Origin of the sequence: Streptomyces stoeckheimensis, assembly GCF_045822005.1 — a bacterium.
In the GTDB taxonomy this organism is placed as follows: Bacteria; Actinomycetota; Actinomycetes; order Streptomycetales; family Streptomycetaceae; genus Streptomyces; species Streptomyces stoeckheimensis.
Genome location: NZ_CP169550.1, coordinates 2,700,541 through 2,720,772 on the forward strand (window position 1 = coordinate 2,700,541; position 20,232 = coordinate 2,720,772).

Genomic DNA, 20,232 nt, shown 5'->3' on the forward strand with positions numbered 1-20,232 from the left:
CCGAGTCGTCCCGTATGGCACGAAGAGAAACAGACCGGTAGCTAAAGGCTGACGTGAAGCAGTCACCCTTCACCTAAACGGGTGACACGGACGCGCAGCCGGTGGTCGCTAAAGTCGAGGAACAGCACCCCCCTGTGGGCCAGGGACACCGCCCCGGGCCTGGCCACACCGGCTCCGCCTCCGACGAGGGACTGCATGGTCGCCGAGTGGTGCGGGGCGCAGTACGGGGGCCGGGCGACGAGCGGTTCGCCCGGGGGCAGGATTCCCGCGACCGAGTGGACGGCCGTGACCTCCAGGGAATCCTGTCGGGTGAGCGGGGGCAGGATCCAGGGGATCCGCTCGGCCAGCATCGTCTTGCCCGCGCCCGGCGGTCCGCTGAGGAAGAGGTGGTGTCCCCCGGCAGCGGCCACCTCCAGGGCCCGGCGCGCCGCGTGCTGTCCGGCGACGTCGGCGAGATCGGGGAAGTCCCGCCCGTCGCGGTCGCGGGCCACGCCCGTGCCGAGTCCGGCGCCCGGGACGACCAGCCCGGCGAGCATGGGGTCCGGGCGCCCGGACGGATCCGGCGGATCCTCCTCGGGTACCTCCCCCTCGGTGAGCACCGCGATCAGTTGCCGCAGGCTGCGCACCCCGAGCACCGAGACGTCGGGGACGAGCATGGCCTCGGCCGCGCACTGCTGCGGGACCACGACCTGCCGGTATCCGGCCTCGGCGGCGGCGAGCACCGCCGGGAGGATCCCGCGGACGGGACGCACCCGGCCGTCGAGCCCCAGTTCCCCGATGAGGACGAGATCGGCGATCACCTTCGGGTCGACCACCTCGGCGGCGCCCAGCACGGCGGCCGCAACGGCGAGGTCGAAGCCGGCGCCCGATTTCGGGACCGACGCCGGGCTGAGGCCGACGGTGAGCTTCTTCTGCGGCCAGGCCGCACCCGAGTTCACCACGGCCGCCCTGACCCGGTCCCGGCTCTCGACCAGCGTCTTGTCGGGCAGCCCCACCAGGGCGAAGGTGGCGACCCCGGGCTCGAGGTCGGCCTGGACCTCCACCACCACGCCGTCGACGCCCACGAGGGCGACCGAGCAGGCCCGTGCGAACCCCATCAGGCCGCCCCCCTGACGTGCTCGACCACGGGCCCGCCGCGCCGCGGCAGCACGACGCCGACGAGGTCGATGCGCACCCCGCCCGGGGGTGGTCCCCCGTGGTCGGCCAGCCAGCGCCCGGCGAGCCTGCGCAAGCGCTCGGCCTTGGCGGGCCGGAGCGCGGCCATGGGGTGCTCGAACTCCCCCGCCCGCCGGGTCTTGACCTCGCACACGACGAGGGCCTCCCCGTCCCGGGCGACGATGTCGATCTCGCCGCCGCGACACCGCCAGTTCCGCGCGATCACGGTCATCCCGGCCTCGGTGAGCCGCCGCGTCGCGAGGTCCTCGCCGTACCGCCCCAATGCCTGCTGTGCCACGCCCTTCGCGTTCATCCGGCACCACCTCCGGCACCGACGATCCCGCGTCCCCGCCCACCTAGTGGATCTTGGTGGACAACCGGGGCCATGTGGACAACCCCGTCACCCCGGCGAGGGAGTCGGGCGAGGGCCAGGGCCAGGGCCAGGCCGGGGAATCAGCTGCCCGGAAGTTCGAGGTCGCTCTTGTTGAGCTCCTCGATGTTCACGTCCTTGAAGGTCAGCACCCGCACCTGCTTGACGAAGCGAGCCGGTCTGTACATGTCCCAGACCCACGCGTCGGCCATCGAGACCTCGAAGAAAACCTCCCCCTGCACCGAGTGCACCTGCATCTCGTAGTCGTTGGTGAGGTAGAAACGGCGTTCGGTCTCGATCACATACTTGAACAGCCCGACGACGTCGCGGTACTCGCGATAGAGCTTCAGCTCCATCTCGGTCTCGTACTTCTCGAGGTCCTCGGCACTCATGGCATGTTCCCCTTCAGCCGTGCGTCCCCCTATTGTGCGCCAGGCCCGTGCGCCCCTAAACGATTTCCGGGGCCAGGTTCACGGGCGCACCCGGGGGACCGTCGTCGAGCAGCCTGCGGAGCAGCTCTGCGAGTCTGGTCGGGTACACCGTCTCATGGGCCGCAAGCAGTTCCTCGGAGGTCCACCACCTGGTGCCCGAGACGCTGCGGCGCTCCAGCTCGGTGAGGCCTCCCAGCACCGTCGCCGTCTGGCTGGTGCGGGCCAGGAAGTACCACTCGTCCTGCTCCCAGCGGCGCCCGTCGAAGGGGAACGAGCAGTAGCGGTGCCACAGCACGGGCCCCAGCTCCACGTCGGTGATCCCGGTCTCCTCCGCGAGCTCGCGCAGCGCGGCCTGCTCCCGGGTCTCGGACCCTTCCAGACCGCCGCCCGGGGTGAACCACCAGTCGTCCGCCGGGTCTCCCGGCTCGAAGCCGTGCAGCAGCAGGATCCTGTCCTCCGGGTCCAGCAGGATCACCCGGGCCACCTTGCGCGGCCCGTCCGACCCGGAAGCAGCCCCCGGCCCCGGCGTCGCGTCAGCGGACATCGGCCCGCTCCCTCCTCCGCCCGCGCCCGAGAACCCGTACGACCGGCCCGTACGCGGCTCCGAGCACCACCAGGGCGGCTCCGGCCACCACCGCGGTCACCTGGAGCAGCAGCGGCCCCGCCGTCGAGGTCCCGCCGGGCAGGGCGGCGTAGGTCGTGGGCCGCTCCAGCATCGACATGGCGGGCCAGGCGAGGGCGTCCACGCGGGCCTTCACCGCCGAGCGGGCCACCGTCCCCTGCCCGGCCTCCTGCAGGTGCGCCCGGGAGTCCAGCGAGGCTCCGCGCCGGTCGCCGAGCAGGAAGAGATTGCCCTCCGGCACCGTCACCTCGAACGGCGTCCCGGAGGCGGAGCCGCCCGGAGCGCCCTCCAGGTCGAGCTTCTCCACCTCGATGTACGGCTCGTCCAGCTCCTTGCCGTTCACCACGAGGCGGCCGCCCGCACCGCAGCACTTGACCGTGTCCCCGCCGACGCCGACGACCCGCTTGACCATCGGCGAATCGCTCCACTGTTCGTCCTTGAAGACCACCACGTCCCCGCGGCGCACCTCGCCTCCGCCGATGCGCTGCGCCAGCACCCGGTCGCCGGGCTTCACCGTGGGCACCATCGAGTCGGTCGGCACCGTGTACGGCTGGTACACGACGGCTCCCCACACGAAGCCGCCCAGGAAGAGCACAAAGCCGATGGCCACGGCGATTCCCGACAGCGTGCTGCCGAGAGCACCGCGGCCATCGCCGTCACCTGCTCGTATTGCTCGTGTTCCGCCCATTGCAAGCGCCCCCACACTCGGAGATCGTCGACCTGGGCGGCACCCTACCTGTCGGTACGCCCTGCGGTCAGCCTCCGCCTGCGCCACAGCACGACCGGCACCGCGCCGGCGAACCCGAGTGCGGCCGGGCCGAGCCCGACCGGCGCCAGTCCGGCGGCGTCCAGGCCGAGCGCGGTGGCCTTGGTCTGCGTGCCGATGCCCGGCTGATCGTAGGTGTCCGGAATCGGCAGGGTGGACCAGCGGGTGATCGGCCAAGCCACCACCACGGCGCGTCCGACGACATCGCTGACGGGCACGAAGCCCTGCGTGGAGTCCTGCTGGTGGTAGCGGGAGTCCTGCGAGTTCTGCCGGTGGTCGCCCATCACCCAGATCTTGCCCTTGGGCACGGTGAGCGGGCCGAAGGGGAAGTCGTCGCACGGGGTGTTGCCCGGGAAGATGTACGGCTCGTCGAGCTCCTTGCCGTTGACGATGACCGGTCCCCCCTTCTTGCACTCGACCGTGTCACCGCCGATGGCGATCGTCCGCTTGATCAGGTCCTTCTCCTCGGCGGACGGCATGAGGCCGATCCAGCTGAGGGCCTTCTGCGCGATGTTGGGCTCCGGGGTGGCCTCACCGCTGAGCCAGTTCGACGGGTCGTGGAAGACCACGACCTCGCCCCGCTCGGGCTCCGATCCGAACCACGGCGTCAGCTTGTCCACGAGCACCCGGTCGCCGCGCTGCAGGGTGTTCTGCATCGAGTCGGAGGGGATCGAGAAAGCCTGCACCAGGAAGGTCTTGATCAGCAGAGCGAGCAGCAGGGCGATGCCGACCAGGAGCGGCAGCTCCTTCCAGAACGACCGGTGCGGGCGTGCCTCGGCACCGTCCTTCGCGTCGCCGTCGTTCTCTACGGCATCGGGCCCGGAGGAGTCATTCGGCTCCTCGCCGCCCTCGTCGCGTCCGGACCGTGCGCCAACCGCCACGTCCCCCACATCCACTCCTCGTTCGGAAATCGACGCCCGGACCTGATGAGGCACGGGCCCTCCCCTCCCCTAACGAGCGGGAGTTCCCGAAGGCGCGGGAGACCAAGGACACACTATGCGAACGCGGAGCCGCCCCGGCGCCTACGGGGCGCGCGGCGACCGCCGCGCGCCTGGTCGGGAACCATGCGGAAGGTGGCGGGCTGTTCCAGCCGGTGCCAGTGCCCGAAGGGCCAGGCGATCACCACGGCCTGGCCGACCACGTCCTTCTCGTCGATCGTGCCGTGGAAGGCCTCGTCGAGGTGGTAGCGGGAGTCGGCGGAATTCGCCCGGTGGTCGCCCATGACGAAGATCCGCCCGGCGGGCACCTGCACCTCGAAGCGGATCTCCGAGGCCGCGTTGCCCGGGTTCACGTACGGCTCGTCGAGCGGCGAACCGTTGACGGTGACCCGGCCCCGGGCGTCGCAGCACTTCACGCTGTCCCCGCCGACGCCGATGACCCGCTTGATCAGGTCCTGTTCGTTCGCCGAGGGCAGCAGGCCGATGAAGGTGAGGGTCTGCTTGATCTGCTTGATGCCCACCGGGTCCTCGGCGGGCTGGACGCTGTCGGCGCCCAGCCAGCCTCCGGGGTCCTTGAACACGACCACGTCTCCGCGCTCGACCTCGGAGCCGAACCACGGGGTGAGCTTGTCCACCAGGACCCGGTCGCCGATCCGGATCGTCTGCTCCATGGAGCCCGACGGGATGAAGAAGGCCTGGACGAGGAAGGTCTTGAGGATCAGGGCGATGCACAGCGCGACGACCACGAGCAGGGGCAGCTCCCCCACCCGTCGGGTACGCCGTCTGCGCCGGACGCGGCGGGCGAGGCGACGCCGTTCGGCCCGGCCGCCGGGCTCCGCGGGCTCTGCCCCCGGCTCGCGCTCCCGCTCCGCGCCGGCGTCCCCGGACTCGTCCCGGTCGCCCCTGGGGCGCCCTCGGTTACCCACGGCCCCCGCCCACGGATCCCGCGTCACCCCAGCGCGACACCGGCCAGCCGATCCAGTCGGCCCGCCCGATCACCTTCTCCACCGGCACCATCCCCCCGCCCGGCTCCCCGAGGTGGTCCCGGGAGTCCCGGGACTGGGAACGATGATCACCCATGACCCACAGGCTCCCAAGGGGCACGACGATGCGGAACGGCACTTTCGATCCCGAGTCGCCCGGGAAGAGGTACGGCTCGTCCAGCAGGACCCCGTTGACCTTGATCCGGCCCTCGTCGTCGCACACCACGTCGTCGCCGCCGACGCCCACGACCCGCTTCACGAAATCGGTGTCCGAGGGCTCGGCCAGCCCGAGTGCCGAGGCCGCCCCGTGCAGGGCTTCGCCGAGGGGATTGCCGTCCGGGTCCTCCCGTACGAAGGAGCCCTTGCCGTCGAAGACCACGACGTCCCCGCGCTCCGGACGGTCGCCGAAACGGTACGCCAGCTTGTTGACCAGCACCCGGTCCCCGACGGCGAGCGTGGGCTCCATCGAGCGGCTCGGGATCAGGAAGGGCTGGAGCACGAAATTGCTGAACAGCAGCAGGAAGACGGTGCAGACCACGCCGAGCAGCCCGGCGCGCGGCCAGGTCAGCCAGCCGGCCTTCCCGGGATCCTGGTCCTGGTCCGGTTCCGAGTCCAGGTCCGGGGCCGTGCCTGCGCCCGCGCCTGCGTCCGGGGCCGGCCCCGCTCCGGAAACCGCTCCCGGATCCGCTCCGGAAAGCACGAAACGCGACCGCCCCTCCCCCTCGTCGGGGGAAGAGTGGCCGCGCTGCGTGTGAGGTGCTTCGGTGTCCATCGGGGGCGAGCCTATCCGGCCGACCCCTCAACCCCGAGAGCAGATCAGCGGTCGCGCTTCTCCTTGATCTTCGCGGCCTTGCCGCGGAGCTCACGGAGGAAGTACAGCTTGGCGCGACGCACGTCACCGCGGGTGACGAGCTCGATCTTCTCGAAGATCGGGGAGTGGACCGGGAAGGTACGCTCCACGCCGACGCTGAAGGAGACCTTGCGGACCGTGAAGGTCTCGGAGACGCCAGCGCCCTGGCGGCGGATGACGACACCCTTGAACTGCTGGATACGGGAGCGGTTGCCCTCGATCACGCGGACGTGCACGTTGACGGTGTCACCCGGGCGGAAGGCCGGGAGGTCCGAGCGCAGGGTGGCGGCGTTGACGCCATCGAGCAGGTGAGACATGAGATTCGTCTGCTTTCTTCGCATGACGCCACAGGTCGCCGATGCGGGGTTTCCGGAGAGAATTCGGGAGCTGCGGGGCTCGGCGGACGACGGTCCCCCTGTGGCAGGGGCGTACGCGAGCACACAGCAGCCGCCTATTCTTCCACGGTCTGGGGCCTGCGCCAAAATCGGCCGTCGGGGGACGGCTTCCAGCCGAGGATGCTCAGCAGCTCGCGGTCCTTCTTGTCGAAGGCGGAGGCCTCGCAGCGCTCGATCAGGTCCGGGCGGTTGGCCGCCGTGCGGCGGAAGGCCTCGTCGCGGCGCCACCGGGCGATCTTGCCGTGGTGGCCGCTGACCAGCACGTCGGGGATCCCGTGGCCGCGCCACTCCGGGGGCTTGGTGTAGACGGGCCCCTCCAGCAGGTTGGCCATGTCCCCGGGCGCGAAGGAGTCGTCGCGGTGCGATTCGGCGTTGCCGAGCACCCCGGGCAGCAGCCGGGCCACGGCCTCGGTGACGACCAGGACGGCCGCCTCGCCGCCGGCCAGGACGTAGTCCCCGATGGACACCTCGTAGACCGGGAGGCGCGTGGCGTACTCGTCCATGACCCGGCGGTCGATGCCCTCGTACCGGGCCGGGGTGAAGATCAGCCAGGGGCGTTCGGAGAGTTCGACGGCCAGTTCCTGGGTGAACGGCCGGCCGCTGGGGGTCGGGACGACGATGACGGGCCCGTGCGCGCCCGCCTCGTAGCCGTCGGCCAGGGCCGCGTCCAGGGCCTCGCCCCACGGCTCGGTCTTCATGACCATGCCGGGGCCGCCGCCGTAGGGGGTGTCGTCCACCGTGTTGTGCCGGTCGTACGTCCAGTCCCGCAGGTCGTGGACGTGTACGTCGAGCTGGCCGCGCGCCCGCGCCTTGCCGACCAGGGAGACGTTGAGCGGTTCCAGGTACTCGGGGAAGATCGTGACGACGTCGAGACGCATCAGGCGTCTTCCCCGTCCCGGACCTCGGCCTCGACCTCGTCGGCGTCCTCGCCGGTCTCGGCGTCCTCGCCGGTCTTGGCGTCCTCGCCGGTCTTGGCGTCCTCGTCCCGGGTGGAGACGACGATCGCCTCGCGCTCGTCGATGAGACCGGGCGGCGGGGTGATGACGCAGCGCTGCTCTTCGAGGTCGATCTCGGCGACGATCTCCTCGACGAAGGGGATCATCACCTCGGTGCCGTCCGGGCGCTCGACGATGAACAGGTCCTGCGAGGGCAGGTGGGAGATCTCGGTGATCCGGCCGATCACCGTGCCGTCCTCGAGGACCACGTCGAGGTCCATCAGCTGGTGGTCGTAGTACTCGTCGTCCTCGGCCGGCAGCTCCGCCGGGTCCACGTCGGCGATGAGCAGGATGTTGCGCAGCGCCTCGGCGCCGGTGCGGTCCTTGACCCCGGCGAAGCGCAGCATCAGCCTGCCGCTGTGCACCCGGCCCGCCTCGACCGTCAGCGGTCCCGCCGACGCCGGGTCGGTCCGGAGCACGGCGCCGGGCCCGAGCCGCAGCTCGGGCTCGTCGGTGCGCACCTCGACGGTGACCTCACCCTTGATCCCGTGGGCGCGGCCGATCCGCGCGACTACCAGCTCCACTGTCCATCTCTCCTGTTCAGACGACGACGGGCCGGGGTGGGCGCAATCGCCCTCCCCGGCCCGTGCCGGTGTATCAACTTCTCAGCGGACCTGGTCCACGTCGACGAGGTCGACGCGGATCCCCCGGCCGCCGATGGCGCCCACGACGGTACGCAGAGCACGTGCGGTGCGGCCGTTGCGGCCGATCACCTTGCCGAGGTCGTCGGGGTGGACCCGGACCTCCAGCACCTGCCCGCGGCGCAGGTTGCGCGAGGCGACCTGCACTTCGTCGGGGTTGTCCACGATGCCCTTCACGAGGTGCTCAAGAGCCTCCTCGAGCATGCTCAGGCCTCGGTCGACTCGGCGGTCTCGGCCTCAGCCTCGTCCGCCTTCTTGTCGGCCTTCTTCGCCTTCTGGGTAATGGCTTCGCCCTTGCCCTCGCCGATGCCCTCGAGGGCCTTGGCGAACTCGTCGAAGGAGCGACGCTTGTTCTCCTTCGTCGCCGGCTGCAGCAGCGGCGCGGGGGCCGGAAGGCCCTTGTGCGCCTGCCAGTCACCGGTGAGCTTCAGGATGGCGAGCACAGCCTCGGTGGGCTGGGCGCCGACCGACAGCCAGTACTGCGCACGCTCGGCGTTGACCTCGATGCGCGACGGGTTGTACGTCGGGTGGTAGATACCGATCTCTTCGATCGCGCGACCGTCCCGACGGGTACGGGCGTCGGCGACGACGATGCGGTAGTGCGGCTGGCGAATCTTGCCGAGGCGCTTGAGCTTGATCTTGACTGCCACTGGAGTGGTGTCTCCTGAACTTGACGTGGTTGGGCACATGAGATGCCACGTGGGGTTGCGGTACTCGGGTGCCCGATGGACGCGTCAGCCGGAGGAGAGAGGGGTCCTATGCGACTGTCGAGTACAGCTGTCCATTGTGCCACACGCCCGCGGCACGCTCCGCCGGGAGGTCGCGGAGCGGGCCCGCCGGGTCAGGAGGCCACCGCGATGGCCACGTCCGGGATGCGGAAGGGCTTCATGCAGCCTCCGCACACGATCGGGGCCTGAGCCAGTACGGACGGGACCACGCGCACGTTGCGCCCGCAGTCGCAGACCGCCTTGACGCGGACTCCGCCGCCGGACGACCCGTGCCGGGCGGCCGGACCGCGGAAGCTGCGCTTGGTGTCGGCGGCCGTGGCGACCGTGTGGGCCTTCAGTGCGCGCTGAAGGCGCTCCATGGTGGGGCGGTAGCGCTTCTTCGCCTCGGGATTGAGCGAGACCAGGGAGAAGCCGCTGCTCGCGTGCGGCTCTTCGGTGTGGTCCAGCCCCATCTCCTCGGCGATCGCGAGGAACCTGCGGTTGTGGTAGCGGCCGGCGCGCGAAGTGTCACGCACTCCGCGGGCTGCGGCGATGCCGTGGACTGCCTCGTGGAGCAGTCGCTCGAAGGAGAGCTCGGCGCCGCAGGCGGACGAGGACTCTCCGATCAGGGACTCGGGCGCGGCAAGGTCAGGCAGCTCGGAGTGGTACCGCTGAATATCGGCCCACGCCTGTGCCAGCTCTGCGGCGAGAACAGGTGGTGTCGTGCTCACGTCGTGACAACGAGCCGGGGTGCCCAGGTGTTCCGATTCCGGGCCATTCCAAATTTTTTGCACGTACCAGTCAGTTCAGTCTCATGCGTCCCGACGAGGACGGGTGCGCATATCTCCGGAGGAGTCGGTACGTAACGAGGCCCACGGACGGGCGGCGACGGACACAGCCCCGGCGTGCGGCGGGTGCCGCACGCCGGGGCGTGAGAGCCGTCAGGCGGACCGCCTAGTACGAGCGCGCGACGATCGCGAGGTTACCGGGGGCGTCGTCCGCCTGCGGCACCGACCCGTCCTCGGCGATCAGGCAGCGTACGGAGACGGCCTGTTCGGCCAGCTTCGCTTCGCCCTCGGGTCCGAGGTCGGCCCACGGGATCCGCGCCCAGCCACCGGCGATGGCGGCCTCGGCGGCCTCCTCGATGGTCGAGACGTCGGAGGTGCGGGCGATGCGCCGGTCGCGGGACTCGCGCAGCAGCTGCGCCTGGTCCTCCTCGAGCACCTTGGGCAGCAGGGCGGCGAGGTCGGAGATCTGCACGGACTCCTTGCCGCCCGGGATCCGGCGGGCCAGCATCGCGGTGCCGGCCTCCAGGTCGCGGGGGCCGATCTCGACGCGGACCGGTACGCCCTTGAGCTCCCAGTCCACGGCGCGGCGGCCGAAGGGGGTGTCGACGCGGTCGTCGACGAACACCCGCAGGCCCGCGGCCTTGAGCTGGGCGCCCAGCTCGCGGACCTTCGCCACGGCCTCGTCGCCCTTGATCGCCATGAGGACGACCTGGACGTGCGCGAGGCGCGGCGGGACCCGCAGGCCGTTGTCGTCGCCGTGCGACATGATCAGGCCACCGACCATGCGGGTCGAAACGCCCCACGAGGTCTGCCAGACGAGCTCCTGCTTGCCTTCCTTCGACAGGTACTGCGTGTTGAAGGCCTTGGCGAAGTTGGTGCCGAGCTCGTGGCTGGTGCCGAGCTGCAGGGCCTTGCCGTCGCCCATCATGCCCTCGAGGGTGAGGGTGTTGATGGCGCCGGCGAAGCGCTCCTTGGCGGTCTTGCGGCCGAGCACGACGTCGATGCCGAGCACGTTGGTCATGAAGTCGCCGTACACGTCCGTGTGGATGCGGGCGGCGTAGTCGCGGGCGTCCTCGTACGAGACGTGGGCGGTGTGGCCCTCCTGCCAGAGGAACTCGCTCGTACGGAGGAACACGCGCGGGCGCATCTCCCAGCGGACCACGTTCGCCCACTGGTTGATCAGCAGGGGCAGGTCGCGGTAGCTCTGGACCCACTTGGAGAAGTAGTCGTTGATGATCGTCTCGGAGGTGGGGCGGACCACGATGGGCTCGTCCAGCTCCTTGCCGCCGCCGTGCGTGACGACCGCGAGCTCGGGGGCGAAGCCCTCGACGTGCTCCGCTTCCTTCGTCAGGTACGACTGCGGGATGAACAGCGGGAAGTACGCGTTCTGGGCGCCCGCGTCCTTGATGCGCGCGTCCATCTCCTGCTGCATCCGCTCCCACAGGCCGTAGCCGTACGGCCGGATGACCATCGTGCCGCGGACCGGACCGTTGTCGGCCAGCTCGGCCTTGTTGATCAGATCCTGGTACCAGCGGGGAAAATCCTCCGCCTGGGGGGTGAGAACGGGTGCCTTTGCCATGGCGCGAATGGTACGGCGCCCGGAGTGCCGAACGTGAATCGGGTGCGAATCGGGTGGCGCGCTCCTCTGGACGCGGGGGCGAATCGGGAGTTCTCTGGCAACGGGGGCAAGGGGGCGACACGGAATCAGGAGCGCTCTTTCGATGACACCGACGCCGACGGCGACGCTTGTCGCGCGGGACTGGGCGGAGATCCAGGAACGGATGCTGGTACCGCTGTACGAGGCGGTCTACGACCGACTGGAGGTCGGGCCGGGAGACCGGCTGCTGGGCCTCGACTGCGGGGCCGGACTGGCCCTTCTGCTGGCCTCGGGCCGGGGAGCCCTGGCCACGGGTGTGGAGACGGATCCGGCACGCCGCACGCTGGCCCGGGAGCGCCTCCTGGAGGTCCTCGCGGCCCCTCCGGTGCCCGCGGTGCCCTACGACGTCCTGCTGGCCTTCTCGCCCTCCCCGGGCGCCCTGGCCGCGGCCCTGCCGGCGCTGCGCCGGCCCGGCGCCGCGGTGGTGCTGGCCGACTGGGGTCCGGCGGAGCGGTGCACGGTGCCCTCCGTCCTGGGCGGCGGGCCGGCCGCGCGGGACCTGGACGCCATGGCGGCCGAGGCCGGGCTGGTGCCGGACGGGTCGGGGCGGGTGTTCTGCCCGTTCGGGTACGCCGACGTGGACAGCGCGGTGCGCGGGCTGCTGTCGACCGGGCTGTACGAATGCTCCGACCCGGTGCAGGTGGAGAAGGAACTGGCGGAGGCGCTTCACCCGTACGAACGGGGTGACGGGGCCGTCTGGCTGCCGAACATCTTCCGCTACGTCATCGCCCGTACGGCGTAACCGGCGTAAGCCGCGCAACCGCTGTGCGGGGCCGCGTACGGCCCCGCACGGCGCTCACTCGTGCGGCGGTCCCTTGTGGAGGCGGGGGATGCCCGCGGCCGCGTAGGCCGCCGGTTCGTCCAGGGTCTCGTTGGCCATCAGGGCTTCCGCGAGGGCGTCCAGCTTGTCGCGGTTCTCGCGCAGCAGGAAGCAGGCCCTCTCGTAGCACTCGTCGACGATCCGGCGCATCTCGTGGTCCACCGCGTCGAGGGTGGCGGGGGCCGCGGAGAGGCCGTAGGGGCTCTGTCCGTCGGAGGGGATGGCGGTGAGGCGGCCGATGCGTTCGCTCATGCCCCAGCGGCCGACCATGCCCCGGGCGATGTTGGTGACCTGTTCGAGGTCGTTCTCCGCGCCGGTGGTGATGACCTCGTACACCACCTGCTCGGCTGCCATGCCTCCCAGCGCCCCGATGATGCGGCCGCGCAGGTACTCCTCCGTGTAGGCGTACCGGTCCGCCTCCGGGGTGGAGAGGGTGACGCCGAGTGCCCGCCCGCGCGGGACGATGGTGATCTTGCGGACGGGGTCGGCGCCGGGCTGGAGCATGCCCAGCAGGGCGTGTCCGCTCTCGTGGTACGCGGTACGGCGGCGCTCCTCGTCCGGCATGACCAGCGGGCGTTCCGCGCCGAGCTGGACCTTCTCCAGGGCGTCGGAGAGGTCCGACTGGGTGACCTCCTTCTGCTGGCGCTTCACGGCGAGCAGGGCTGCCTCGTTGGCGAGGTTGGCCAGTTCGGCTCCGGTCATGCCCGGGGTCGTACGGGCCATCTGCGCGAGGTCGACCCCGGCGGCCAGCGGGATGTCCCGGGTGTGGATGCGCAGGATGGCTTCCCGGCCGGCCTTGTCGGGCGGGGAGACCATGACGGTGCGGTCGAAGCGGCCGGGCCGGGTCAGCGCAGGGTCCAGGACGTCGGCCCGGTTGGTCGCGGCCAGGACGACCACGCCTTCGGAGCCGGAGAAGCCGTCCATCTCGGTGAGGATCTGGTTCAGGGTCTGCTCGCGCTCGTCGTGGCCGCCCATGGCCGCGCCGCCGCCGCGGGCCCGCCCGATGGTGTCGATCTCGTCGATGAAGATGATGGCGGGGGCGACCTTGCGGGCCTCGGAGAAGAGTTCGCGCACCCGGGAGGCGCCGACACCGACGATCATCTCGATGAACTCGGAGGCGGAGGCGGAGAAGAAGGGCACCCCGGCCTCGCCGGCCACCGCGCGGGCGAGCAGGGTCTTGCCGGTGCCGGGCGGGCCGGCGAGCAGGACGCCCCCGGGCATGCGGGCGCCCATCTTGCGGTACTCGTCGGGGTTCTTGAGGAAGTCCACGACGTCGTTGAGCTCGCCCTCGACCTCGTCGATGCCGGCCACGTCCTCGAAGGTCGTGCGCTTGGCGCCCTCCAGCTCGACCGGCTTGGGCGGCGTCTTGCGCCCGAGCCCGCCCATGCCGCCGCCCATGGCCGATCCCATCCGGCGGGCGATGACCACCCACAGGAGGACCAGCAGCAGCATCGGGGCCAGGGAGATCAGCAGGTTGGCCAGGAAGCTGCGCTGCACGACGACCGGGGAGGCGGTGACGACGACGTTCTGCTTGGTGAGGTTGGCCCACAGGTCGTCGTCGGCGAAGGCGGGGCGCTGGGAGACGAACTTCTTGTAGTCGCCCTTGTCCCCGTCCGGCTTGGGCTGTCCGGTCTTCAGCTCGCCCTGGATGGCGTCGCCCTTGGCGTAGATCTTCGAGACGTTGCCGTTCGCGACCTGCTTGCTGAACTCGGTGTAGGAGATGGTCGGCTCGTCGCCCTCGTTGAAGAAGGACAGCACCAGGTTGGCGATCAGGTAGACGATCAGGGCGGTGAGGATCAGGCCGCGCCAGCCGCCGGGCATCCGCTTCTTCGGCGGCGGGGCGGGGGGTGCGCCTTCGGAGCGCCAGGGCGTATCGGCCCGGTCGCGGGGCGGTACGGGGGTGGGGCTGGGCACGTGGCCTCCTTCTGCCGTCCTCCCGGCCGACCATAAGCGACAAACCGGACCGTCGCCCCTGGCGGGAGGCCACACGGCGAAGCCCCGGCCGGAGTGATCCGGCCGGGGCTCGTGCGGCTCCGTACTGCTGCTTCGCGAGCTGCTACTTCATGAACTTCTTGAACTCGTCCGGCAGGTCGAAGTCCTGACCCGGCTGGGCACCCCCGGCCGGAAGGCCGAACGGGTTGCCGCCGGCGGCGGGCTCGATCGCCTGCGGTCCGGCCTCGCGGCGCGCGGCGGCCGCGGCCTCTTCTTCCTTGCGCTTCATCGGGTTGCCGCTCTTGCGCTTGCCCTTGGCCTGCTTGATCTGCTTCTTCTGCCGGCCGGGGCCGCCGCCCATCCCGGGCATGCCGGGCATGCCCGGCATGCCGCCGCCCTGGGCCATGCGGGACATCATCTTGCGGGCCTCGAAGAACCGCTCGACGAGCGACTTGACGGCGCTGACCTCGGTGCCGGAGCCCTTGGCGATACGGGCGCGGCGCGAGCCGTTGATGAGGTGCGGGTCCTGGCGCTCGGCCGGGGTCATCGACTTGATGATCGCGGCGGTGCGGTCCACGTCGCGCTCGTCGATGTTGTTGATCTGGTCCTTGATCTGCCCCATGCCCGGGAGCATGCCGAGCAGCTTGGAGATGGAGCCCATCTTGCGGACCTGCTCCATCTGGGACAGGAAGTCGTCGAGCGTGAACTCCTTGGGCCCCTTCTGCAGCTTGGCCGCCATCTTCTCGGCCTCGGCCTGCGAGAAGGTCTTCTCGGCCTGCTCGATCAGGGTGAGCATGTCACCCATGTCGAGGATCCGGCCCGCCATGCGGTCCGGGTGGAACGCGTCGAACTCGTCGAGCTTCTCGCCGTTCGAGGCGAACATGATCTGCTTGCCGGTGACGTGCGCGATGGAGAGCGCGGCACCACCGCGGGCGTCGCCGTCGAGCTTCGAGAGCACGACGCCGTCGAAGCCGACGCCGTCGCGGAAGGCCTCGGCGGTGTTGACCGCGTCCTGGCCGATCATGGCGTCGACGACGAAGAGGATCTCGTCCGGGCTGACGGCGTCGCGGATGTCCGCGGCCTGCTGCATCAGCTCCTGGTCGATGCCGAGGCGGCCGGCGGTGTCGACGACGACGACGTCGTACTGCTTGGTGCGCGCGTACTCGATGGAGTCCTTGGCGACCTGGACCGGGTCGCCGACGCCGTTGCCCGGCGCGGGGGCGTAGACGGCCACGCCGGCCCGCTCGGCCACGACCGAGAGCTGGTTGACGGCGTTGGGGCGCTGGAGGTCACAGGCGACGAGGAGCGGGGTGTGACCCTGCCCCTTCAGCCACAGGCCGAGCTTTCCGGCGAGGGTGGTCTTACCGGCACCCTGGAGGCCCGCGAGCATGATCACGGTGGGCGCGGTCTTGGCGAAGCGCAGCCGCCGGGTCTCGCCACCGAGGATGGAGACCAGCTCGTCGTTGACGATCTTGAGGACCTGCTGGCCCGGGTTCAGGGCCTTGGAGACCTCTTCGCCGCGGGCGCGCTCCTTGACGTTCGCGATGAAGGAGCGGACGACCGGGAGGGCGACGTCGGCCTCGAGGAGGGCGATACGGATTTCCCGCGCCGCAGCGTCGATGTCCTGCTCGGAGAGGCGGCCTTTGCCCCGGAGGGACTTGAAGGTCGCGCTGAGGCGGTCGGAAAGCGTATCGAACACGATGGTCGCGATTCCTCGGGTCAGGGGGCGTGTGGTCGTCCCCCAGGGTATCGGGCCGCGCCACCCCTCCGGCCCTGCGGGCGGCTTTCCCCTCCCGGGAGCCCGGCCGGTGCGGGAGCCGCTGCGCGGGCGGGGTCCCCTACCCGCCCTTCCGCCGTTCCCCGGGCGCTGCCCGGACCCGTCAAAGATTCGCCTCAAACGCCGGCGGGGCTGCAATGGCAGCCCCGCCGGCCGCCCCCGCTACGCCAGGGCCGCCTGGACGGCCCCCGCCAGGGCTGTCGCCGCCGGGCCGGCGAGGGGTTTGCCGTCGGCGTCGACCACGTACACCGTGTCCACGGCGTTCGCGCCGAGCGTCGAGACGTGCGCGCTGCGGACCCTGACCCCGGAGGACTCCAGGGCGCGCCCGATCCGGTGCAGCAGCCCGACCGCGTCGGGGGCCCGCACCTCCAGGACCGTGGCCAGGGAGGAGACCTCGGGCACCACCGTGACCCGGGGCGGCGGCGGGACCACCCCGCGCCGGCGCGGGTACGCCGCCTCGCGGTCCGCCAGCTTCGCCGGGACGTCCAGCGAGCCGTCCAGGGCCCGCACCAGGTCGGTGCGCAGCCGGGCGGCCTGCGGCAGGGCTCCGTACTCCGCGGCCACCCGCCAGCGCAGGACCAGTACCTCGCCCAGCTGGTCGGGAAGCTCCATCGAGCGCAGGTCGGCCGCCCGCACGGTGAGCCGGTGCAGGGCCAGTACGCCGGCCACCGCGGGCAGTACCCCCGGCTGGTCGGGGACGGCCACCACCAGTTCCACGCCGACCGCGTCCTCCTCCTGGCGGGCGTGCAGGGCCAGCACCGGCTCCCCCGTGCGCAGCGCCTCCACCGCCAGCCGCTCCTGCTCCGTGGTCGGGATCTCCAGCTCGGTCACCGCCGGGGCGGCGCCGCGCAGCACGGCGGCGACCCGGGCGACCAGGTCGGCCACGAGCGAGCCGCGCCACGCGCTCCACGCCGCCGGGCCGGTGGCCAGCGCATCGGCCTCGGTCAGCGCGTGCAGGATCTCCAGCGTTCCGGGCGACCCGACCGCCTCCGCGACGGCCTTGACGGTCGCCGGGTCGTCCAGGTCCCGCCGCGTGGCGGTGTCGATCAGCAGCAGGTGGTGGCGTACGAGCACGCCCAGCACGGCGACGTCCTCCGCGTCGAAGCCCACCCGCAGCGCCATGTCGCGGGCGATCGTCTCGCCGGCCACCGAGTGGTCGCCGGGCCAGCCCTTGCCGATGTCGTGCAGCAGCGCCGCCATCAGGAGGAGGTCGGGGCGGCCCACCCGGCGGGTCAGCTCCGAGGCCCGGACCGCCGTCTCGACCAGGTGCCGGTCCACGGTCCAGGTGTGCACCGGGTTGCGCTGCGGCCGGCACCGCACCCGCTCCCAGTCGGGCAGCAGCTTCGTGATGATCCCCTCGGCCTCCAGCGCCTCCCACACGGCCACCGTCGGCTCCCCCGCGCCCAGCAGGGTCAGCAGCTGCTCCCGGGCCTCGGCCGGCCACGGCACCGGCAGCGGCTTCGCCTGCGCCGCGAGCCGGCGTACGGCGTGCAGCGAGACGGGCAGCCCCGCCTGGGCGGCGGCCGCGCCGAAGCGCAGGGGCAGCACCGGGTCCCGGTCGGGCCGCGCGGCCAGGGCCAGTACGGCCTCGCCGTCGGACTCGACGACGCCTTCGGCGAGCGGGGCCCGCTCGGGTACGGAGCCGCGGGTGCCGAGCAGCCCGCGGAGCCGGGGGCGGGCGGACCGCGCCCGGAGCACGCGCCCGACCTCGCGCCAGGTCACGTCACCGGCGTACGAGACCACCCGCGCGGCCTCGTACACCTCCCGGAGCAGGGCGTCGGCGTCGAGCAGACCGAGCTGCGCCGCGACCGGCGTCTGTTCCTGGAGGGAGAGCCGCTCGGTGGCCCGGCCGGTCACCAGGTGCAGCGCGTCCCGGGCGTCGAGCAGCCGGCGCCGGGCTTCGGCGAGGCCCTCGCGCGGGGCGTCGGCCAGCCAGGACGCGGCGACGGCCCGCAGCGCGGTGACGTCGCGCAGCCCCCCGCGGGCCTCCTTGAGGTCGGGTTCCAGCAGGAAGCGGAGCTCCCCGGCACGCTCGGCCCGCTCGCGGCACAGGGAGTGCAGCTGGGGCAGCCGCTTGGCCGCTTGGTTCCGCCAGTCCGCCAGGACGGAGGTGCGCAGTCCCGCGAGGAGCCCGGCGTCGCCCGCGACGGGCCGGGCGTCGAGCAGTCCGAGGTGCACCTTGAGGTCTTCGGCGGCGGTCTTGCGGGCTTCGCCGGGGGTGCGCACCGAGTGGTCGAGGGCGAGGCCGAGGTCCCAGACGGGGTACCAGAGCCGGTCGGCCAGGGCGGCCAGGGCGCGCGCTTCGGCCTTTCCGTCGTGGAGCAGGACCAGGTCCAGGTCGCTGCGGGGGGAGAGTTCGGCGCGGCCGTAGCCGCCGACGGCGACGAGGGCGGCGCCCCGCACGCCCGTCTCCTTCACCGCGGTGGCGAACAGCGCCTTCAGCCAGTCGTCGGTCAGGGCCGCCAGGGCGGAACGCCGGGAAGGCCCGGACCGCGACTCCTCCTGGAGGAGTCGCAGCCGGGCCGCGGCGTAACCGCTGGGTCCCGAGTCGGGCGTGCTGTCCGTGGTCTCTTCGACACTCGTCACCCAGGGGTTCCCATCACCTAGAGCGCGTCCGCGCCACGTTCGCCGGTGCGGACCCGGATGACCGAGTCCACGGGGATGCTCCACACCTTGCCGTCGCCGATCTTGCCGGTCTGGGCGGCGTCGACGACGATCCGCATCACGTCTTCCGCGTCGCCGTCCTCGACGAGCACCTCTATGCGGATCTTCGGTACGAGGTCCACGGTGTACTCGGCGCCCCGGTAGACCTCGGTGTGTCCGCGCTGGCGGCCGTAGCCGCTGGCCTCGGAGACGGTCAGGCCCTGGACTCCGAAGCGGTGCAGGGCTTCCTTGATCTCGTCAAGCCGGTGCGGCTTCACGATCGCGGTGATGAGCTTCATGCGTCAACCTTCTTGCTCGCGGCGGCAACGGGGGCGGGGACGGCGGTGCTCCGGGAGGAGGAGCCGCCGCCGGCTCCGCTGAAGTCGTAGGCGGTCTCGGCGTGTTCGACCTGGTCGATGCCGGAGACCTCGTCGTCCTCGGTGACCCGCATCCCCATCGTCTTGTCGAGGAGGAAGGCGAGTACCGCGGATGCCACGAGAGAGTAGGCGAGGACGGCGAAGACTCCGATCGCCTGCTTGCCGAGCTGCTCCAGGCCGCCGCCGTAGAAGAGGCCGGCCACGTCGGACTGGACCCCTCCGGTGGCGAAGAGACCGACGAGGAGGGAGCCGAGGACACCGCCGACGAGGTGGACGCCGATGACGTCGAGGGAGTCGTCGTAGCCGAACTTGTACTTCAGGCCGACGGCCATGGCGCACACGACACCGGCGATGACGCCGATGGCGATCGCGCCGAGCGGGGAGACGGCGCCGCCGGAGGGGGTGATGGCGACGAGGCCCGCGACCGCGCCGGAGGCGGCGCCGAGGGTGGTGAAGGAGCCGTGGCGCAGCTTCTCGTAGCCGAGCCAGGCGAGCATGGCGGCGGCGGTGGCGACCTGCGTGTTGACGAACATGACCGCGCCGACGCCGTCGTCGTTGCCGAGCCAGGAGCCCGCGTTGAAGCCGAACCAGCCGAACCACAGCAGGCCCGCGCCGAGCATCACGAGCGGCAGGCTGTGCGGGCGCATCGGGTCCTTCTTGAAGCCCACGCGCTTGCCGATGACCAGGATCACGCCGAGGGCCGCGGCGCCCGCGTTGATGTGGACGGCGGTGCCGCCGGCGAAGTCGATGACCCCGAGCTCGAAGAGCCAGCCGCCGGCGCCCCACACCCAGTGGGCGACGGGGAAGTAGACGATCGTGACCCAGAGGGTGATGAAGAGCGCCCACGCGCTGAACTTGACGCGGTCGGCCAGGGCGCCGCTTATCAGCGCCGGGGTGATGATCGCGAACATCAGCTGGAAGACGGCGAAGACGTAGACGGGGATGGTGTAGCCGTCCCACAGCTCGGTGATGCCGATGCCGCTGAGTCCGACGTAGTCGGAGGTCCAGCCGATCAGCGAGCCGGAGTCGGCGCCGAAGGCGAGGCTGAATCCGTAGAGGACCCAGAGGATCGTGACGATCCCGAGGCTGATGAAGCTCATCATCAGCATGTTGAGGCTGCTCTTGACGCGGACCATGCCTCCGTAGAAGAAGGCGAGTCCCGGGGTCATCAGCATGACCAGGGCGGAGCAGATGAGCATGAACCCGGTGTTCGCGGAAGACAGCGTGGGGGCGTCTGCCGCGAGGGTCGTGATGGCTGATGCCATCGGCGTCTCCTCGTCGTCGGTACGTTCGCGTGCGGGCGATCGTGAAAACCTGAGCGGCGCTGCGTGAATCAGGCCTGAGGGTGTTCCGGCCCGGGGGCTGGCCGGTTATTGGCCCTGAGA

20 protein-coding genes and 1 pseudogene are annotated in these 20,232 nt (G+C 71.4%); 1 reads left to right on the forward strand and 20 read right to left on the reverse strand.

Annotated features, from left to right (window positions below):
• Positions 1-113: 113 nt before the first annotated feature.
• From ACE1OC_RS12075 to proS, 15 genes and pseudogenes are all read right to left on the reverse strand, one after another.
• Positions 114-1,097 (reverse strand): annotated as a pseudogene (locus ACE1OC_RS12075) (ATP-binding protein); the annotation flags it as partial.
• Positions 1,097-1,468, reverse strand: coding sequence for a YraN family protein (locus tag ACE1OC_RS12080; protein WP_407837031.1), 372 nt, complete (start codon positions 1,466-1,468; stop codon positions 1,097-1,099). The pseudogene ACE1OC_RS12075 and the gene ACE1OC_RS12080, both read right to left, overlap by 1 nt.
• 140 nt (positions 1,469-1,608) lie before the next feature.
• Positions 1,609-1,917: a DUF2469 domain-containing protein gene (locus tag ACE1OC_RS12085; RefSeq protein WP_005311352.1), complete on the reverse strand. Its 309-nt coding sequence runs from the start codon at positions 1,915-1,917 to the stop codon at positions 1,609-1,611.
• 55 nt (positions 1,918-1,972) lie between these two features.
• Positions 1,973-2,500: an NUDIX hydrolase gene (locus ACE1OC_RS12090; protein WP_407837032.1), complete on the reverse strand. Its 528-nt coding sequence runs from the start codon at positions 2,498-2,500 to the stop codon at positions 1,973-1,975.
• Positions 2,490-3,266, reverse strand: coding sequence for a signal peptidase I (lepB, locus tag ACE1OC_RS12095; protein WP_407837033.1), 777 nt, complete (start codon positions 3,264-3,266; stop codon positions 2,490-2,492). The genes ACE1OC_RS12090 and lepB (ACE1OC_RS12095) overlap by 11 nt, the downstream gene beginning before the upstream one ends.
• A gap of 44 nt (positions 3,267-3,310) precedes the next feature.
• Positions 3,311-4,225 carry a signal peptidase I gene (gene lepB, locus ACE1OC_RS12100; protein WP_374213481.1) on the reverse strand — a complete coding sequence of 305 codons (915 nt, stop codon included), beginning with the start codon at positions 4,223-4,225 and terminating at the stop codon, positions 3,311-3,313.
• A gap of 113 nt (positions 4,226-4,338) precedes the next feature.
• Complete coding sequence (lepB, locus tag ACE1OC_RS12105) at positions 4,339-5,208, reverse strand: signal peptidase I (RefSeq protein WP_407837034.1); 870 nt, start codon at positions 5,206-5,208, stop codon at positions 4,339-4,341.
• Positions 5,201-6,037, reverse strand: a complete 837-nt coding sequence (gene lepB / locus ACE1OC_RS12110) for a signal peptidase I (RefSeq protein ID WP_407837035.1) — start codon at positions 6,035-6,037, stop codon at positions 5,201-5,203. Before lepB (ACE1OC_RS12110) ends, lepB (ACE1OC_RS12105) begins: the two co-directional genes overlap by 8 nt.
• 44 nt (positions 6,038-6,081) lie before the next feature.
• The gene (rplS, locus tag ACE1OC_RS12115) at positions 6,082-6,432 is read right to left on the reverse strand and encodes a 50S ribosomal protein L19 (protein ID WP_112450506.1); all 351 of its coding nucleotides are present in this window, start codon (positions 6,430-6,432) and stop codon (positions 6,082-6,084) included.
• A gap of 134 nt (positions 6,433-6,566) precedes the next feature.
• Positions 6,567-7,388: a tRNA (guanosine(37)-N1)-methyltransferase TrmD gene (gene trmD / locus ACE1OC_RS12120; protein ID WP_250743888.1), complete on the reverse strand. Its 822-nt coding sequence runs from the start codon at positions 7,386-7,388 to the stop codon at positions 6,567-6,569.
• Positions 7,388-8,029, reverse strand: a complete 642-nt coding sequence (gene rimM, locus ACE1OC_RS12125; protein ID WP_407837036.1) for a ribosome maturation factor RimM — start codon at positions 8,027-8,029, stop codon at positions 7,388-7,390. The genes trmD and rimM overlap by 1 nt, the downstream gene beginning before the upstream one ends.
• Positions 8,030-8,110: 81 nt before the next feature.
• Entirely contained in the window at positions 8,111-8,350 is a 240-nt protein-coding gene (locus tag ACE1OC_RS12130; RefSeq protein ID WP_030011889.1) for an RNA-binding protein, read from the reverse strand.
• Positions 8,351-8,352: 2 nt separating this feature from the next.
• The gene (rpsP, locus tag ACE1OC_RS12135; protein WP_243337676.1) at positions 8,353-8,796 is read right to left on the reverse strand and encodes a 30S ribosomal protein S16; all 444 of its coding nucleotides are present in this window, start codon (positions 8,794-8,796) and stop codon (positions 8,353-8,355) included.
• 191 nt (positions 8,797-8,987) lie between these two features.
• The gene (locus ACE1OC_RS12140) at positions 8,988-9,584 is read right to left on the reverse strand and encodes a hypothetical protein (protein ID WP_382980496.1); all 597 of its coding nucleotides are present in this window, start codon (positions 9,582-9,584) and stop codon (positions 8,988-8,990) included.
• 223 nt (positions 9,585-9,807) lie between these two features.
• Positions 9,808-11,220, reverse strand: a complete 1,413-nt coding sequence (gene proS, locus ACE1OC_RS12145; RefSeq protein ID WP_407837037.1) for a proline--tRNA ligase — start codon at positions 11,218-11,220, stop codon at positions 9,808-9,810.
• 142 nt (positions 11,221-11,362) lie between these two features.
• Between proS and ACE1OC_RS12150 the strand changes: the two genes are divergently transcribed.
• Positions 11,363-12,040, forward strand: coding sequence for a methyltransferase type 11 (locus tag ACE1OC_RS12150; RefSeq protein ID WP_407837038.1), 678 nt, complete (start codon positions 11,363-11,365; stop codon positions 12,038-12,040).
• A 54-nt stretch (positions 12,041-12,094) separates the two neighbouring features.
• On the opposite strand, the gene ftsH is transcribed toward ACE1OC_RS12150, so the two are convergent.
• The 5 genes from ftsH to ACE1OC_RS12175 form a co-directional block, all read right to left on the reverse strand.
• On the reverse strand, positions 12,095-14,032 hold the full coding sequence (ftsH, locus tag ACE1OC_RS12155; protein ID WP_407837039.1) for an ATP-dependent zinc metalloprotease FtsH: 1,938 nt from the start codon (positions 14,030-14,032) through the stop codon (positions 12,095-12,097).
• A 142-nt stretch (positions 14,033-14,174) separates the two neighbouring features.
• On the reverse strand, positions 14,175-15,749 hold the full coding sequence (gene ffh / locus ACE1OC_RS12160) for a signal recognition particle protein (protein ID WP_250743894.1): 1,575 nt from the start codon (positions 15,747-15,749) through the stop codon (positions 14,175-14,177).
• A gap of 240 nt (positions 15,750-15,989) precedes the next feature.
• Positions 15,990-18,413, reverse strand: a complete 2,424-nt coding sequence (locus ACE1OC_RS12165; RefSeq protein ID WP_407837040.1) for a [protein-PII] uridylyltransferase — start codon at positions 18,411-18,413, stop codon at positions 15,990-15,992.
• Positions 18,414-18,430: 17 nt separating this feature from the next.
• Positions 18,431-18,769 (reverse strand): P-II family nitrogen regulator, encoded by a 339-nt coding sequence (locus ACE1OC_RS12170; RefSeq protein ID WP_112451060.1) that lies wholly within the window; start codon positions 18,767-18,769, stop codon positions 18,431-18,433.
• Positions 18,766-20,112, reverse strand: a complete 1,347-nt coding sequence (locus ACE1OC_RS12175; RefSeq protein WP_407837041.1) for an ammonium transporter — start codon at positions 20,110-20,112, stop codon at positions 18,766-18,768. Before ACE1OC_RS12175 ends, ACE1OC_RS12170 begins: the two co-directional genes overlap by 4 nt.
• Positions 20,113-20,232 lie beyond the last annotated feature (120 nt).

What these genes read in the sequence shown, in the direction of transcription:
- ACE1OC_RS12080 (WP_407837031.1), bottom strand. Translation starts at nt 1,468, where the DNA reads ATGAACGCGAAGGGCGTGGCACAGCAGGCATTGGGGCGGTACGGCGAG.
- ACE1OC_RS12170 (WP_112451060.1), bottom strand. Translation starts at nt 18,769, where the DNA reads ATGAAGCTCATCACCGCGATCGTGAAGCCGCACCGGCTTGACGAGATC.
- lepB (WP_407837033.1), bottom strand. Translation starts at nt 3,266, where the DNA reads ATGGGCGGAACACGAGCAATACGAGCAGGTGACGGCGATGGCCGCGGT.
- trmD (WP_250743888.1), bottom strand. Translation starts at nt 7,388, where the DNA reads ATGCGTCTCGACGTCGTCACGATCTTCCCCGAGTACCTGGAACCGCTC.
- proS (WP_407837037.1), bottom strand. Translation starts at nt 11,220, where the DNA reads ATGGCAAAGGCACCCGTTCTCACCCCCCAGGCGGAGGATTTTCCCCGC.
- ACE1OC_RS12175 (WP_407837041.1), bottom strand. Translation starts at nt 20,112, where the DNA reads ATGGCATCAGCCATCACGACCCTCGCGGCAGACGCCCCCACGCTGTCT.
- rplS (WP_112450506.1), bottom strand. Translation starts at nt 6,432, where the DNA reads ATGTCTCACCTGCTCGATGGCGTCAACGCCGCCACCCTGCGCTCGGAC.
- ACE1OC_RS12085 (WP_005311352.1), bottom strand. Translation starts at nt 1,917, where the DNA reads ATGAGTGCCGAGGACCTCGAGAAGTACGAGACCGAGATGGAGCTGAAG.
- ACE1OC_RS12090 (WP_407837032.1), bottom strand. Translation starts at nt 2,500, where the DNA reads ATGTCCGCTGACGCGACGCCGGGGCCGGGGGCTGCTTCCGGGTCGGAC.
- lepB (WP_407837035.1), bottom strand. Translation starts at nt 6,037, where the DNA reads ATGGACACCGAAGCACCTCACACGCAGCGCGGCCACTCTTCCCCCGAC.
- ACE1OC_RS12130 (WP_030011889.1), bottom strand. Translation starts at nt 8,350, where the DNA reads ATGCTCGAGGAGGCTCTTGAGCACCTCGTGAAGGGCATCGTGGACAAC.
- ACE1OC_RS12150 (WP_407837038.1), top strand. Translation starts at nt 11,363, where the DNA reads ATGACACCGACGCCGACGGCGACGCTTGTCGCGCGGGACTGGGCGGAG.